This window comes from Xanthomonas sp. BRIP62409 (genome assembly GCF_003992965.1).
Taxonomy (GTDB): domain Bacteria; phylum Pseudomonadota; class Gammaproteobacteria; order Xanthomonadales; family Xanthomonadaceae; genus Xanthomonas; species Xanthomonas euroxanthea.
This window is the reverse complement of the sequence record NZ_QEZJ01000009.1, coordinates 148607-165171: the sequence shown is the minus strand read 5'-3', so window position 1 is coordinate 165171 and position 16565 is coordinate 148607. Positions and strand designations below refer to the sequence as shown.

General features: G+C 59.5%; 12 protein-coding genes. 5 read left to right on the top strand and 7 right to left on the bottom strand.

Features of this window, described 5'->3' with window-relative positions; genetic code table 11:
• Positions 1-6 precede the first annotated feature (6 nt).
• The 3 genes from EO170_RS01775 (at position 7) to EO170_RS01765 (ending at position 3047) form a co-directional block, all read left to right on the top strand.
• Positions 7-1194, top strand: coding sequence for an FtsX-like permease family protein (locus tag EO170_RS01775; protein ID WP_126942056.1), 1188 nt, complete (start codon positions 7-9; stop codon positions 1192-1194).
• A 15-nt stretch (positions 1195-1209) separates the two neighbouring features.
• Entirely contained in the window at positions 1210-2487 is a 1278-nt protein-coding gene (locus tag EO170_RS01770; protein ID WP_126942054.1) for a cupin-like domain-containing protein, read from the top strand.
• A gap of 65 nt (positions 2488-2552) precedes the next feature.
• A complete protein-coding gene (locus tag EO170_RS01765; protein ID WP_164740869.1) occupies positions 2553-3047 on the top strand; it encodes a DinB family protein in 495 nt (164 codons plus the stop codon).
• 80 nt (positions 3048-3127) lie between these two features.
• On the opposite strand, the gene EO170_RS01760 is transcribed toward EO170_RS01765, so the two are convergent.
• The 6 genes from EO170_RS01760 to EO170_RS01735 all read right to left on the bottom strand — a co-directional run bounded on the left by EO170_RS01760 (position 3128) and on the right by EO170_RS01735 (position 12147).
• Positions 3128-3916 carry an alpha/beta hydrolase gene (locus EO170_RS01760; RefSeq protein WP_126942050.1) on the bottom strand — a complete coding sequence of 263 codons (789 nt, stop codon included), beginning with the start codon at positions 3914-3916 and terminating at the stop codon, positions 3128-3130.
• Positions 3913-5178: an LLM class flavin-dependent oxidoreductase gene (locus tag EO170_RS01755; RefSeq protein WP_126942048.1), complete on the bottom strand. Its 1266-nt coding sequence runs from the start codon at positions 5176-5178 to the stop codon at positions 3913-3915. The genes EO170_RS01760 and EO170_RS01755 overlap by 4 nt, the downstream gene beginning before the upstream one ends.
• A gap of 90 nt (positions 5179-5268) precedes the next feature.
• Entirely contained in the window at positions 5269-6579 is a 1311-nt protein-coding gene (locus EO170_RS01750) for an amidohydrolase family protein (RefSeq protein WP_126942046.1), read from the bottom strand.
• 140 nt (positions 6580-6719) lie between these two features.
• Positions 6720-8705, bottom strand: a complete 1986-nt coding sequence (locus EO170_RS01745) for a carbamoyltransferase C-terminal domain-containing protein (protein WP_126942044.1) — start codon at positions 8703-8705, stop codon at positions 6720-6722.
• 127 nt (positions 8706-8832) lie between these two features.
• Entirely contained in the window at positions 8833-10956 is a 2124-nt protein-coding gene (locus EO170_RS01740; protein WP_126942042.1) for a hypothetical protein, read from the bottom strand.
• 279 nt (positions 10957-11235) lie between these two features.
• A complete protein-coding gene (locus EO170_RS01735; RefSeq protein ID WP_126942040.1) occupies positions 11236-12147 on the bottom strand; it encodes a class I SAM-dependent methyltransferase in 912 nt (303 codons plus the stop codon).
• 172 nt (positions 12148-12319) lie between these two features.
• Here EO170_RS01735 and EO170_RS01730 point away from each other — a divergent pair, with 172 nt between their 5' ends.
• Together EO170_RS01730 and fabG are read left to right on the top strand one after the other, a co-directional pair.
• Positions 12320-14137 (top strand): ABC transporter ATP-binding protein, encoded by a 1818-nt coding sequence (locus EO170_RS01730; RefSeq protein ID WP_126942038.1) that lies wholly within the window; start codon positions 12320-12322, stop codon positions 14135-14137.
• A 72-nt stretch (positions 14138-14209) separates the two neighbouring features.
• The gene (gene fabG / locus EO170_RS01725) at positions 14210-14944 is read left to right on the top strand and encodes a 3-oxoacyl-ACP reductase FabG (protein WP_126942036.1); all 735 of its coding nucleotides are present in this window, start codon (positions 14210-14212) and stop codon (positions 14942-14944) included.
• Positions 14945-15021: 77 nt separating this feature from the next.
• Here the strand turns inward: fabG and EO170_RS01720 are convergent, their stop codons facing one another.
• On the bottom strand, positions 15022-16362 hold the full coding sequence (locus EO170_RS01720) for an outer membrane protein transport protein (RefSeq protein WP_126942034.1): 1341 nt from the start codon (positions 16360-16362) through the stop codon (positions 15022-15024).
• Positions 16363-16565 lie beyond the last annotated feature (203 nt).

The following is a 16565-nucleotide window of genomic DNA, read 5'->3' as shown; positions in this document are numbered from 1 at the left end:
GGCCTCATGCCATCGTTCAAACTGATCGTCTCGGCCGTGGTGATGAATTTGCATGGCCTTGCGGGCAGGCGCGTCAATGCGTTGGTCATGATCGTCAGCATCGCGGGTGTCGTGGCGGTTTTCTCCGGCGTTCTGGCGATGAATGCCGGGCTCGACGAGGCCATGCGCGACGCCGGCCGGTCCGATCGCGTCATCGTGCTGCGTGCCGGCTCCACCGTCGAGATTGCAAGTGCGATCTCGCACGAGGAGCGGAACATGATCGCCAACTCCGCCGACGTGCGGCGGAGCGCGGATGGGACGCCATTGATCACTGGGGAGGCGGTTGCGCCGCTGACCTTGATCGAGCGTGGCAGCGGCATGGAGGTCAACGGCACCATCCGTGGCGTTGGAACGGAAATCATGGCGCTGCGTCCGGAAATCAAGATCGTCCAAGGCCGCATGTTCGAACCCGGCAAGTTTGAGATCGTGGTCGGGCGCAAGGCCTTGGAGCAGTTCCGTGGTCTGGCGCCGGGAAGCGATCTGGTCGCTTATGGCACAACGTGGAAGGTCGTCGGGATCTACTCAGCAGGCCGCAGCATTCGCGAATCCGAGTTGATGGCCGATGTGAATACCATCATGAGCGTCAGCCATCGCCCCATGTTCCAGAACATCACGGTCGTGCTGCCCGGCGCAGAGGCATTCACACGTTTCAAGAAGGCGTTGGCGGCCAACCCGAGCCTGGCAATGGATGTATTCACCGAACCGGAGTTCCTCCAGCGGGAAACCCAGAGTTTGAACCGCATGTTGCGCTTCATGGCCTACGTGATGGGTGGCATCATGGCGTTGGGTGCGACATTTGTCGCGATCAATGCGATGTACTCCAGTATCGACGATCGGCGAAGGGAGATCGCCACCTTGCGCGCCATCGGCTTTCCGCCGGTTGTCGTCGTAGCGTCGATCCTGGTGGAGGCCGCATTGCTTGCGCTGGTGGGTGGCGTACTGGGTGCGGCGATGGCCTGGCTGGTAGCGAACGGCAGCACCGTCAGTACTGCCGTTGGCGGTGATCTGCGCCAACTGGTGTTCAATGTGGTACTGACGCCGTCAGTGGTACTGAAAGGATTATGCGCTGCACTGCTGATCGGGGTTCTTGGCGGCCTGGTTCCAGCCGTGCGATCGATAAAGAGCCAGGTCGTCGACGACCTGCGAGCCATTTGAGAATCGGGAGACGCTATGGAAGCGAAGGAAATTGCGAGAATCTCCAGGCCTGATGCTGCGCTGTTCTTGCGTGACTATGTTCAGACGCGCACACCGGTGATCATCACGGACCTGTTTGCGGGGGAGCGCATCGACACGATACGTACCAAGGCGGACGCCAGTGCCGCTTTCGGTAGCGTCCCTCTGCACGTACAGACCGAATACGCAGTGGCGGCGAGCTCTCCTGAGACCGCCGTCGAAACGACGATGACGTTCGACCAGTATTGGGCGCATGTGCGGGAGCATCCCGATACTGCCTTGCTGTCCACCGAGTACGAAATTCCCGCGAAGATCATGCAGATGTTCCGGCTCCCGGAGTTGTGCCTCGCCGACGATCTGCATGAGCCGGAGGTCCTGGACATGCCGCGAAAGTACGGAGATCACGACCTGTGCGCGAACATTTTCGTGGCCAATCAGGGCAACCGTGCCCACCTGCACTTCGATGGCGACCATCGGCAAGTCCTGTTGCATCAATTGTTCGGCCGAAAGCGGGTCCTGCTATTCCAGCCAGAGACCTGCATCCACTTGAGGACCGCAGCCGGATCGCCCTGGTCCTCGGGCGTCTACCTGGAGAGGATGTCCCCGCAAGAGCAACTGGACTTCGTCGCCGAGGTGGGCGGTTACCACGCGGTGCTGCAGCCCGGCGAGACCATCTATATGCCGGCCTTGATCTGGCATTATCTTGGCTACATCGACGATGCGATGTCGTTTAATTTGCGCTTCAAACGCAATAGATTCGGTCGTTTTCTCTGCGTGGACAATGTCCATCGCGATTCGTACATCCAGAACCTCGGTTCGCGGCTTGCCGGATCGCATCATCATTCAGGCTACGCCAGGCTGATGCCGGAGATCGAAGCGGAATACGTGCGGCCGCGCGCGACGCTCAGAGAGAAGGTGATCGGGATGCGCACGGTGCTTCGCAGCGCCTGTGCAGAGCTGCTGCCGGACACGGCCTCGTCCCAGTTCTGTCCGCCACAGCTGGAAGGCCAGGAAGTGGACAAGATCATTGCAGACATCGGGGAAACCGCACGCTATGTCGAGCCGACATTGGCCGCTCGCTCCCGCCCTGTCGGTGCGATCAGCCCCGTGCAAAAGCAGACAATTGAACGTACCGCGGCAAGGCTGGGTTATTCCGGCGCAGTTCTTTCCCACCTGTTATGGAACCGGCTCGGCAAGCTCACGCTGGACAGCCTGACCAAGACCGAGGCCGTACAGTTCATGGTGTACATGCGATCGCCTGGTGCGGCGCTGTAGCCCAAGGTAGACATGACGTAGCGTCGGCGGCCCAGGGGGCCGCCCGAAAGCGAGCACAGGCGCCGATGAGTACACAGATTGAAGATCTGTTGGGAACCTGGGACTACGAGCACCGGACCACGCTGGAGGTGCTGGCGGCGATACCGGAAGGGCACAACGATCAAACGGCTGTTGCGCAGAAAGGCTGGACGCTGGGAGGACTGATCTGGCACATCTGCATCACCGAGCGCTGGTTCTGTGCAGACATCATGGGTGCCGTCCCTGCGGGAGAGAATCCGGTGCCGATGGATGCGCCGCCGCCAACGGTTGCAGAAATGACGGCGGCATTCCGTACATCACATGCTTCCCTGCTGGAAGCGACGCTCGGCAAGCAGGAGGCGTGGATGGGCGAGACGGTGAATTTCTATGGAAAGCCGTGGAAACGCGTGGAATTAATGCACCTGATGTTCCGGCACGAGGCCCATCACCGTGGCCAGCTCAGCATCTTGATGATGCTTGCCGGCGGTCAGCCGCCCACGATTTACGGCGAGCCCGGGATCAATCTGGAAGATGCCGGTTGACCCGGCCGGTGCCCTGTGACGGTAGCGCATCGCAGGGCGCCGGAAAAATCAACGGGTTCCCGATCGTGTAGAGCGGCATCTCAAGCGAGAAAGCGCACGACTGCCTCGGAGACGATATCCAGTTGCTCAAGTTGGGGGATATGTCCTGCATCTTCGACAAGCAAGGCCGACGCATCGGCGATGCGGCCTACAAACTCCTGCGCGTAAAGCGGGGGAATCAGGCGATCCTGCTTTCCCCATACCACCAGGCTGGGAGCGCAGATGCGGTGCATCCTGCGACAGAGCCCTTTCTCGGGGATGGGCCATGTGAACTTGCTGACGCAGGCCTTGGCCCAGGTTTGCCGGATTACGGCTTGTAGCGCTTCTTCGCGGTCGGTAGGCGGCGAAAACATGATCTTCCCCACCAGGCCGTATGGCTGGGCGAGTGTCCGTGCGGGAAGCTCTTCGGTCGGAATCGACCACCAGTTCGGGATGGGGTGATCGTCTCGCCAAAGCCCGGCAGGAGCGATCAAGACGAGGCGTCGGATACGCCGGCGGCACTGGGCTGCCAGCTCCGCAGCGAACATACCGCCGACCGAATGACCGACAACAGCGACCGAGTCCAGCTGCAGCGCGTCGATCAGCTCCTCCAAGTACAGGGTCAAGTCCCAGACGTCGCGCAGTTCGTTGATTGCGGCCTCGGAGCCGGGACTGGTACCCGGAAAGTCCGGTGCGTAAACAGTGAATCGACGTGCGAGACGTTCCAGGAAGGGATCCCAGTGACCAGTCTCGCCATGCAGGAACAGCACTGGCGGACCGTCCCCCTGCACATCGACACGAGTCTGGATCCGGCCATTCCAGGCCAGCACCACGCGTTGCTCGATGGTCATGCGCTTCTTCCTGCAGGGGAGGGGCGATCAAACGGCGGCCGACGCGTTGCCCGCAGTTTCTCCGGCCACCAGTGGTTCTCCCATCCTTGGTCGTCCCAGATATCGCGCAGGTACGGAAGGACCTCGGTGCAGAAAAGTCGAATATTCTTGAGCGTCAATTCGTGCGACATCGAGCCGATCTGTAGCAATACCATCAGGTTGCCTACGCGTAGTGAGCGCACCGACTCGGCAAGCTGCTCGCGCACAGTGGCCGGGCTGCCCGAGATGACCAACTGGTTATCGACGAAATCGCGAAACTTGAACTGAGGGATCTTCGATCGCACGCTTTGCACCTGTGACACCTGGCTGCGAATGGTGTTCACCATGGAGGCGTAGTCCTGATGGCCCGGTGGCGTGAACTCCGGAGCAACGTGCTGGGTCTTGTCGTAGAAGTAACGTATGTGTTCGTAGTAGTCCTGTTCTGCCTGCTCATCGGTCTCGGATACAGCGACAAGCTGCAGAAACCCGGTCCGATAAGGATTGGCGTCGTGCCCGTTCTTGCTGACGAACTCCCAGTAGCGGTCCATCACGCTCTTGCCGAAGCGGATGCCATGGTAGGACAGGAAGCAGTAGCAGTAATCGTGTCGCGCGGTGAACTCCCAGGTACTGAGGCTGCCACTGCCGGGAACCCAAATGGGTGGGTGCGGAGCCTGGACCGGGCGCGGCCAGAGATTGACCATGGGTAGCTGCGTGTACTTGCCGTTCCAGGCGAACGGCTCACGCTCGCTCCAGGCACGCAGGATCAGATCATGCGCCTCGTAGTAGCGTTCGCGTTGCTCCAGCGGGGTGATTCCATAGCAATAGTTCACGTCGAACGGTGTGCCCAGCGGCATGCCGGCCACGATCCGTCCATCACTGATGCAATCGAGCATCGCGTACTCTTCGGCAATGCGGGTAGGCGGATGGGTATTGGGCAGCGTGGCACCGAGCTGGATGCAGGCCACATCCAGCCCGGCAGTCTGCCGCGCCAGGATCGATCCCATCAGATTCGGGCTCGCGATCATGCCGTAGGCATTTTGATGGTGCTCGTTGACGCAGATGCCGTCGATGCCGCATTGCGCTGCATAGAGCAACTCATCCAGCGACTGGTTGTAGAACTGACCGACCCGCTGCGGGGTCGTCAGTTGATGCCAGGGCACATCCACCCACACGGAGCGATAACGGTGCTCGAAGTCCGCGGGCAGGTCGCGCAACGGCATTAAATGGAACATCGAAACTTTCATCGATCACCTGAGAATAGTCGGTGTGGTAGCCGAGTGCCCTGGCTGGATGTGTCGGCCGAGGCCCCGGCTAGACTGCCAACCACGATACGACTACGACTCCAGTGACCAACGCATGTTGCGTGCGAAGCCGCCGTACGTATTGACCCAACCGTTGGTGAAGTCATGCACGGTGTATTCCGTTCGTGCAGGCGCCTCATCACTGACAAACGTGCCGGCAGGTGGGCCGATTCGCGCGACCTGCGCTTCAACAACCTTGGGATCGAAGCGATAGAACTCCGCTGCGGTCTCACCGATCATCTTGCGGCGATCGACATCGTCGACAGTAGCGAATGCCTGTCGGATCTCCTGCCACGAGTGTGGCCAGCCGCCCTCCACGTGGGGATAGTCGGCTCCCCACATCACCGTATCGACACCCAGCCGGCGCGCCTCCTGGATTTCCTCGTACGTCGCCGCAGTCGCTGCCGCAGCGCAGTTCTGCGCCCATGCATCTTTGGGAGACAGGGACAACCACTTCTTCGGTGCCCTTCCCATCCGCAGCCAGTCGTTATGGTAGACATGCTCCAGCAATTCCACGAAGTTCGGCAGCCAATCGATGCCCACTTCGGTGTAGACGAATCGTAGCTTCGGGTGTCGTACGAAAACCCCGCCGAAAATCAGCTGGGCAAGAATCCGACGCCGGAAGAAGCCCAACTCAAGGATGGCCAGCGTCTGCGACGCGACGCTGCTGCCGTAGATCTTCGGCGGATCACCGCCGTGCGAATGGACTGCCATGCCCAGCTCGGCGCAGACCGCCCATAAAGGGTCATAGACACTCTCGTGGTAGGGCAGATAGATATCGTCCGGCGGAGGTAACACGATGCCGCGAAGTCCGGACGCAAAGGCCGCGCGAACGTCGGCTACCGCCTGCAGAATGTCGTAAGGCATGATCATCGCAACGCCTTGCAGTCTTCCGCCGCCCGCCGCGCAGAATTCCGCCAGCCAGCGGTTATGCGCCCGCGCACCGGCCGAGCGGAGCTCGGGGTCGCGAATCGGTTTCGGGTGCTCACCAAAGAAGCCATCGAAGGGGAACGAATTGAACCCTTGCCCATCCGGAAACAGCACCTCTCCCACGACGCCCTCGGCATCGAGCTCCTTCAACCGCACATCGATATCCCATGCACCGCGGATGCGTTCCTGCATCTCCGCATTGTCCGGGTCCGAATAACGGTGCATGTGTGCCTCGTACATCAGCGGTACCTCGGTGGCGTTCTTTCCGGCCACCAGGAAGCGTCCACGCAGCGCTGCCAACTGCTGGACTTCGTCGTCAAATGCCGCGTGGTATTTCCGCTCAAGATAGTCGCGATACTGAGCTGTCGGCAGTCCGGCGTGTCCATCTACGGAAATGAGGGTATAAGGCTTCATTGCTGGTATCTCCTTAGGTGAACCTGCGGCGATTCGCAAGGCTCGTCTACTTTGGCTATCGATTCGCAAATGAGGGGGTCAACCCTGCCGATCTGTGTACGGCTGTCCCGTCCTTGCTTAAACATATCGATCTCTGACGTTCAATGGCCGGTAAAACGGGGACTCAAGCTCAGGTAGCGTTCTGCCCAAAGCTCTTCCATGGTCGACAGTACGATCTCAGGGGCCATACCTGCTGCGTTGGCAAGTTGTTCGATGGAAGCGCCGTCCCCTACCTGCCTGAGCAGCGCAAACAGTGGAGGAGTCAGTACCTTGCTGGCCTCGCCGTTCCAGGTCGCCCGCCTGATTTCGCAGTGATCGGCAATGGTCCCGTCCGGCTGCCGTTGCCGACGCTCGACCAGCCGGACATGGTTCAACAACTGCGGGATGAGCGACGCGCGATTGGCCGCGTGTTTGCGCGTGAGGATAAAATCGCCAACGACCAGTGCTTGCAGGCCGGTCGTCAAAAAGCAGGCAATGGCATCGTCAATCGAATCGACGATGGGCTCAACATTATTGTTGAACGACGTATTCAGCACGACCGGTACGCCGGTCCGCCGCCGAAATGCGTCGATCAGTCGCCAGAAACGCGGGTTATCGTCACGGGATACGGTCTGTACACGTGCGGTGCCGTCCACATGGGTGACCGCACCCAAAAGCTCCTGCTTGTCTGGTTGCACGTTCAACACGAACGTCATGAAAGGGAACCGGGTTTCGCCTTGCGGCAACTCGAAGTAGTCTGCGGCTTCTTCCTGCAGGACCGCAGGTGCGAAAGGACGGAATGACTCCCGCGTTTTGATCATCCTGTTGATCAGGCGCTTGTTGTCCGCAGGCCTGGGATCAGCAAGAATGCTGCGGTAGCCCAATGCGCGCGGCCCGAACTCGGAGCGCCCCTGGACCCAGCCTACAACCTGCCCGGCGGCAATCAATTCAGCGGTATCGTCTTCCACATCGCTACTCAGTGTGATTTCGAGGAAATCCGACCACTCGCCCAGCACGGTTTCAATCTCCCTGTTGCCACCGATGTCAGTACCCCAACTGACACTGCGAAGTCGCTGTGGAGACAGAGAGCCGCCGACCGAGCGATGGACGCTGAGCGCGGCGCCAAGCGCATTGCCGCCGTCATGCGCCGCAGGATGCACAAATACCGTGTCAAACAAACCCGAGCGCAGGATATTGCCGTTCATCGTACAGTTGTGCGCCACTCCGCCACCTAGGCAGAGGCTTCGCAATCCAGTGGAAGCCCTGAAGTGCTTCAATGCGTGGAAGACCGCCCGTTCCAGCATTTCCTGCAACGCAGCGGCGAAGTCCATGTGGATCTGCTCTATCGGTTCGCCCTTGCGGCGTGGCATCAGCGTCTCGAACATCGTCTCGAGCAACTGCGGACGCAGCTGCCAGCTGCCCTCTGGAAGGAGCTCGCACATAGCATCGAAGCGCGCACGGAATCGTGCCGGATCACCGTAGGGTGCAAGCCCCATTACCTTGTACTCGTCAAACAACTGATAGCCAAGGAAGCCAATGGCATGCCAGTAGAAATGTCCCAGCGACTCTGGAATCGGAACTCGATGCAGCAACTCAAGGCCAGCGGGCCCACCCTTCAGGACGAGCCCTGACTCGGTCTCGCCCTGCCCGTCGATCGTCATCACGAGCGCCTCGTCCAGGCCTGACATCTCGAATGTCGCTGTGGCATGGGCGATATGGTGAGGGACGAAGCGAACTTTCTCACGCGGTACGTCCACTCCCAGATGCAGGTGCCACTGTGCCCGTAGCGCATCGATGACGTCCAGCGTATGCGTAGCGGACGGGTTGGCAAGGTATATCCGGCGCAGCAGGCGTTCGGCGAACTGGGGGCCATAGGGGATGGCGATGTAGTCCACGTCAGCAAGGGTGACACCGCCCTGGGCAAGCACGCGTTTGGCCGCCTGGAGCGGCGCCGTATACGAATGTTTGATGCGGTTGAGTCGCTCTTCCTCGATCGCGGCAACCACCTTGCCGTCTTTTAGGAGAACGGCAGAGCCGTCGTGCGTCTGTGTCGGCGAATCGATCTCGAACTCGGTATTTGGGCCGCCGTAAAAGCCTAGTATCAACATATGAGCTTGTAGTCCTTGCTAGAAGGTTGCACATGACCGGCGCTTGGAGCGGGAACAGCCGTCATTGACGGTGCCGCTCCTAAGGCATATGGAGATTCAATGCAGATCCAATCCTTGGAGCGCATCGCTAGGAGCCAGACGGCTGGGCGGTACAGACGTGTTCTTCCTGCTGCTGGCTCCACCACCAGGCAACGATGGGTGCCGATATCCAAAGCAGCGCAAACGGTATCGCACTACTCAAAGCAGCAGGGTTGAGGTAGGCGACGAGCACGACGGTCACTAGCGCGAATGCCGGCGAGATCCACATCATCTCGAGGTACTGCCGCAGCGTGTGCCCGCGCCCGGTGAAGACGATGATGGATGCTGTCCACTCCAGCAGGTGCCTGCGAGAGATCAGCATTCTGAATGTTGCGCGGGCCGCGGCATCGAACGCGTTCATTGCATTATCGACACTGAATATGAAAGGCGAAGAGCGCATCCACAGCGACGACCAAAATCCGCGTGCCATCAGCCCAAAGTTGCCCGACAACAGGTTCCTTACCACTCCGATCATGAGTCCCACCAGCGGCGGGAACCAGGCAATCATCAATAGATTGAGTGTCCACAGGCCTGGAACCGCCGAGGCGAGCCAGCCGGCGACGAAACACACAAGCGACACGATCGGAAAGAGCATCCGAACCACGTTATGGAAGATCTTCCAACGTCCGAAAGGCGATAGCGGATTCTTGATCAGCGTTGCGGACGCGTTGCGCACCCGAGGAAACAGCCATGGTATCGATTGCCAGTCGCCACGATGCCATCGGTGGGTACGGCGCGCGGCGGCATAGAAGGTGGGTGCGAAGGTTTCATGCAAAATGATATCGGTCGCGACAGCGGCTCTCACGATGCCACCCTCGAGCACGTCGTGGCTGAGAATCGTGTTCTCGGCAATGAGCCCATGTGTCAGCCGATGGAATATCTCCACATCGTAAATGCCCTTTCCGACATAGACCGCCTGGCCGAAGACATCCTGGTCCACATCGACCACCGGTTGTTCCGTGCGGATCGCATTGCTGGTCTCGATCTCGACGGTCGAATGCAGGAATCTCTCAAGTCGGCTGGGTGCGGCATTGTCCGGCAAGGCAATCATGCCGCGAGGCTGGATGATCACAAAACCCGCTTCGATCCGCGTGCCGTCCTGGCTGAGAACAGGACGATTCAGCGGGTGACTCAGTACTGCTGCCAGTTCGCTGACCGCGCCCTGCGTCAATTGGGCGTTATCGTCATCCACCGTCAACACGTATCGCGTCCCGGAGACCTTATCCAAATCGCCGTGCATCGTCTGAAAGGGCGATGCCGCTCCCACCAGGTAGGCATTCAACTCCTCCAGCTTGCCGCGCTTGCGTTCCCAGCCCATCCACATTCCCTCACCCGGATTCCAACGGCGAGGACGATGCAGCAAGACGAACCCACCGCCGTGCCGTTCGTTCATTGCCGAGATCCGTGCACAGGCTTCATCAAGCAGGCTTGTGTCCCCTTCCTGCCGGGCCGTCGGTGCGTCGGTGAAGTCGGAGAGCAACGCATAGCCTGCGTTGGCGTCGCGGTTGTTACGGTACAAGCGTTCCAGCGATTGGATGAGCTTGTCGATGCCCTCGCGTGAAGTGAGCAGGCAGGGAATGACGACCAGGGTCTTGGCCGAGACCGGAACACCGGTGCTGAAGTCCATTCGCGGCATTCGGCGTGGACGCAGGCGGCGCGATAGCAGCATATTGAACCAGCCGGGGATGATGCAGTGTGCGTAGAACGTCACCGCCATGGCTAGCAGCATCTGGCCTGGCCAGGGCAAGGCTATCTTGAGCAGCCAGACCGAGAGCACGCCATACGTGGCGCACAACAAAAAGGCCAATGCGCAGTACCCGAGCACCAAGCCAGGCAGGCTGCGCGTGCGCATGCGCTCCTGCAAGCTGAGTGTTGTGCCTAGTGTGCGAGCGAGTGTTGCGATACCGCCATCGGTCAGGAAATAGCCGACATGGGAGCGGCGATCGGTCGCGCCATGGCGCTGGCGGGACTGGAGCGCGAGGTCTATCGCAACGTGCGCGACCGACACCGGCTGGCGTCCTGAGCGTTGCGCCCAGGACGCGACGCGCGCTTGATAATCACCGCGAGAGCGTTGGTCCATTTGGGCATACACGCCCATCGGGTCTCGCCGGAGAACCGCGTCGATATCCTCCCCCAAGGCCGCAGGGCTTTCGACAGCAACGTCCAAGTCCATCCAAAGACCTCCACTTATGCCTGCCAGTTGACCTTGGCAAGATGATGGTGCGCATGTGGTAAGAGACAACTCCAGCAGCGGATACTTCACCAACTAGCCATCAAGCGTCAACCCATGTGGGCACCCTCACGGCGGCGGAGACAGTTGATGCCCACCTGCCCCACGGTTAAGGCGCTTTCATGCCTTTTTTGGTTCATTGCCACGAGGTCTGCGGTGCGTCGAGATAAGTCGCGCGCTGCGGCTCGGGCCGGTGACCCACGTAAAGCGTGCGACGTATTTTCAATCCGGTGCCTTGCGTGAACAGGCCAACACGTAGTGGTGGATGAAACGCGCGAAATACTCAGGGCCGAAGAAGATCGGCTTTCTGGACCGCGATCCATGTGCCTGCGCGGCGTTTACCGGTTGCCTGTGGAGCGCCTTGAACCTGCGGACCGAGCGAAGGAACGGCTTCCAGCACTGCTCCGTCACATCGATGACATCGGCGCTCGCGAAACCGGCGTCGAGGATGATGTCTTTCAGTTCTGCGGGACTCGCAACTGCATTGGCGTCGGGGATATGCGTGCGCTTCACGGTGGCAGCAGGGAGCGGGGTCATGAGAGCGTCTGAATGAACCAGCCTGCCACCCGGCTTCAATACGCGTTTTGCCTCGCGCAAGAATGTAGCACGCGTGTCAAAGTGAAAGGCGGCCTCGACGCAGAGAATGTTGTCGAAGGATGCATCCGGAAATGCAAGCCGCGTAGCGTCCATCAGCATGAAATGACAACCGGGAGCGTTGTGGCGCGCGCGCTCAAGCTGTTGTTCCGAGACGTTGATGGCAACGACCTGATCTGCAGCATAATGACGCAGGAGGTGGCGAGTCGAGGCCCCCAGGCCGCATGCGACGTCAAGAATGCGGCCAGTCCTTTCCTGGACTGGAATCAAATCAAGCAAACGCGCAACTAGGTTCTCGGATGCTTCGGATTGGCTCTGATCATCGGAGGTCCAGAAGCCGAAGTTATAGAAATCACTGGAGCCATAATACGACTCGATTACCGCGCCTTGCATGGCCGTGTCATAACCATCAATCATGGATTTTTGCGACATCATTTCTCTCCGCCGTCCGATGAATTCCTTTCCACCATCTGGCACTTCATAGCGCAAACAGTTGAGCAAAGCAATGCCGGAGGGCCGTCGCGCACCGCCAAACTGCATCGTCGCATTCGTTCAGGATGTTGCGGCGCGGTAGGCGACTTCGCCAAAATCCTAGTCAACAGTCATACCGGCAACACGGGCCTGAACTGCCATTGGATCCGTTGATGCAGATTGTGTTCTACCCGCACTGTATTACAGTACGCGCTCGTATCCCGTGGCTCGCCGGAATCGCATGGACAGTGACGACTCAAAGTCGGGCAGGCAAGGAAACCCGGTACTGCTACTCTACCGCGAACTCTGGAAGCAGTCGGAAGGACGTCGGAGCCTTCTCGTGGCCGCGATGCTGTTGCTGGTCGCTGCGCAGTTGGTGCTGCTGTTGGCTCCCTATCTGGTCGGACGGGCGTTCAATGTCCTACAGATGACGGGTGAAGCCGGTGCCTGGCATGCAGCACTCTGGTTGCTTGCCATGTTAGGCGCGACGCTTGCCAGCTGGCTGATCCATGGCCCGGCACGCATTATCGAGCGCAATGTGGCACTTGAGGTGCGCAAGCGTGTCGCCGCCGCGTTAACAGAGCGACTCCTCGCCTTCCCGCTTTCCTGGCACGACGAGCACCATTCGGTGGCCAGTACGCACCGTGTGCAACAAAGCAGTGCAGCGCTGGGAACCTTTGCCGAAAGTCAGTTCATTTACTTGGGCAGCGCCATCAAACTAGTCGGCCCGATTGGTTTGCTGCTGATCATCCATCCGCTGGTAGGCGTCGTTGCCGCGATTGGCCTGCTGGCGATCTGTATTTCCGTTGTGGGTTTTGATCGCGCCATGCTGCGGCTTGCTATCCGCGCGAACGATGCCGAGCGCCGCTACAGTGCAACGCTGGCCGATGCGCTGGGTAATGCGACGACCATGCAGGCGCTGCGACAGACCCGCCCGTTTGTGCGATTGCTGCAACAGCGCGTGGAGGCCTTGGTCGAGCCTTTCAAGCGAATGATCATGATCAATGAGGGCAAATGGTGCGTGGTCGATATTGCAAGCAGGTTGCTAAGTTGTTGTCTGGTGGGCTTGTATGCCTGGCTTGCACTCCGTTCATCGGCAGGAGAAAAGCCGTTGATGTTGGGAGATGTCTACATGGTGTGGGAATACGCACTCCAGGCTGGAACGGTAGTTGCGTCGGTGGCAATGAATTTCCAAGTTTTCGCTACCCAGTACGCGAATTATCAGAGCGCTGATGTCATCCGGGAAATCCCAGTCAGTGAGGTCGACAGGCAGCCAGTGCCATACGTTACTTGGGAACATTGTGAGATCCGCGATGTCTTGTTTCGTTTCAAAGGCGAGCGTAGCGTTGCCCCTATCCTCACCGATATCCACTTGTCACTGCAGCGCGGCAAGCGTTACGCATTGATAGGCAAAAGCGGGGCGGGAAAGACCACTCTTCTGCGCATCCTTGCGGGGTTGTACGTCGCCGATCAAATCAAACTGGACCGAGGAGATGCGGATCCGTCCGCCTCGCCCGCAGACGCGGCGAGGCTGCTGCGCGGCTCCACAACCCTGATCCCTCAAGAAGCTCAGCTTTTTGAAGCTTCTCTCGCAAGCAACTTGGAAATGTGCGAATCACTCGATGGTCAGCCGGTGTTCGACGATTTTCGGCTTGCACTTGAGTTGGCAGTCGTGTCTGAATTTCTAGCGTCCGATGCAGATCCGATGCAGGTATTGATCGCCGAGAATGCCTCCAACTGGTCTGGTGGTCAACGCGCGCGCGTTGCCCTGGCACGAGGTATATTGGCCGCACGCGGCAGTTCGATGGTATTGTTTGACGAGCCGACGTCTAATCTAGACGCTCCTACAGAACTGATTGTTTATCGCAACTTATTCAAGCATTTTTCCGATATGTGTTTGATTGCTTCAGTTCATCGGCTAGATCTCCTCAAGTACTTTGACGAGATTTTAGTGCTGGAAAATGGCAGGCTCGTCGCGCAAGGAACAGAGGTTTCATTGGCGGAAAAATCTAAAGAATATTTAGAGCTGCGCGCGGCAAGTTTGCGCGAATCAGGTTAAAAATATGATCAATAATCTCAAGAAGCGTTTTCTGAACCGTGTCAGATACTAAGTTTATAGGATGCTCGCCAAATGGATGCGATGCTAAAACGTGCGTTGGTGACGGGTGGGAGTGGCGACATCGGAAGCGCGATATGCAAGCATCTGGCATCTGCTGGATGCCACGTGATTGTTCATGCGGGTCATCATCGCAAGGCCGCCGATGCGGTTGTGGAGGAGATTATCGCGCGAGGCATGAGTGCTAGTGCGGTGGCTTTCGATGTTACCGATTCGGATGCGGCGCGTAGGTCAATTGACGCTCTGTCGGTCGGGGGCCCTATCCAGATTGTTGTCAATAATGCAGGTGTGCATGATGATGCACCTATGGCGGGTATGTCGTATACAAGTTGGAAACACGTCATAGATGTCTCGCTGCATGGTTTCTTTCATGTCACTCAGCCTCTTCTTTTGCCGATGGCACGCTCTCGCTGGGGCAGGATAGTCAATATTTCTAGTGTGGCAGCAATGCTGGGAAATCGTGGGCAGGTGAACTATGCAGCTGCGAAGTCCGCATTGCATGGAGCAACTAAGTCGCTAGCGCGAGAAATGGGTGTGCACGGAATCACTGCAAATGTCGTTGCGCCAGGTTTGATCTCAGGAAAAATGGCGCAGGATCAGAATTTCACTCCGCAGTACTTAAGGCAAATGACACCTGCCGGCCGCGCCGGTACGCCGGACGAAGTTGCTGCATTGGTGTCTTTTTTATGTTCCGAACTCGCAGGCTATATTAACGGTCAAGTCATCGGCATCAATGGGGGCGTCGTGTAAAGATATCGGTCGCAGGGAGTAAAAAGAAAAACCCCGCCGAGGCGGGGTTTTTCTTCACGCGTACCGGGAGGCGTCGATCAGAACTTGTAGTTGACCGAAGCGGCCAGCACGTCGCCCTTCACCTTGTAGCTGCCCGCCAGACGGTCGCCGGTGGCGCTGACGGTGTCGCTGGTCGGGTCGCTGGTGAACAGATGGGTGTAACCGAAGTTGTATTCGGCCTGCTGCGACGGACGCCAGCTCAGACCCAGCGAGACCCACTTGCGGCTCGCATCGGGCACGCGCACGTCGCGGTGCTCGGCGGTGGTCGGGGTCTGGTCGTAGGCCAGGCCGCCACGCAGGGTCAGCGTCTCGCTCATGCGGTAGTCGGCACCGATCGAGGCGAAGGTGGTGTCGCGGTAGGAGAAGTCCAGCACGCTGTCGGGCTGGTTGGAGGCGAAGTCCACGGTCACCTGGTCGAACTTGCTCCAGGCGGTGCGGGTGACGTCGGCCATGATCGACCACTGCTCGTTCACGTTGTGGGTGAAGCTGGCGGTGGCGCTGGCCGGCAGCTTGACGGTGGCGCGGCCCCTGGTGTCGATGAACGTGCCGGGCGCGGCGGCGGCCAGAACCGCGGCCGGGCCACCCGGGACCGTGAAGTCCGCATCGCCATCGGTGATCTTGTGCTCCACTTCCGAGCGGTAGCTGAAGCCGATATGGGTATTCTCGTCGATGCTGAACAAGCCGCCGAGGGTGAAGCCCACTTCGGTGCTGTCGCCCTTGATGCGCGAGTAGCCATCGGCGCTGCCCGGTGCGAAGCCCGGCACGCGGCGCGCGGCCAGCACGCTGCCGAAGTCGACCGCATTGGCCAGATCGATATCCAGCCGCTCGGCGAACACCGAGGCGCCGAAGGACACGTACGGGTTCACGTCGTAGGAGAACGCGACATTGAAGTCGATCGCCTGCAGTTCGGTCTTGGTGCCGTGATAGCGGCCGACCCAATCGCGGTCGTATTCGGTCTTGAAGCCGAACGGCACGGTCAGCGAGGTACCCAGGTGCATGTTGTCGTTCTCGCCGAACGGCACGTGGAAGTACATCGCCGGGACCGGCGCGATCATGCCGGCGTCGCCGCCATTGCCGCCGGAGACCGGGGCGCCATTGGCGTAGGTGGCGGTGCCTGGCTGATACTTGGCCGAGAAGCTGATGGCGCTGACGTCGGCCTGGAACAGGCGACCGTCTAGCTGACGCATGCCGGCCGGGTTATTGGCGATGATCGAGGCATCGTCCGGGGCACTGCCCGAACCGGCGAAGGCGCGGCCAAGACCCTTGGCGCTGTTTTCCTTCAGCTGGAAGGCGGCGCCGTGGGCCTGGCCAACGGCCAAGACGCCGGCGATACCGACGGCCAACAGGGTGGCGCGGCTGAGAGTGGAAGCGGTAGACATAAGATGGTGCTCTCCGGATAAAGACTGCAGTGGTCGGTACAGCGCCCGCGCCCAGCGCCAAGTGGCTGCTGGAGCGCGCCGGAGACCCCCCCCCGACATACGACGCCGTACGCAGTATACCCACCACAATTAACCGAACAATAACGAAGCGCATATTGATCGGGCGGACAGGTTAGGGCTGGGTTCAGGAGCGTGAACCCGCT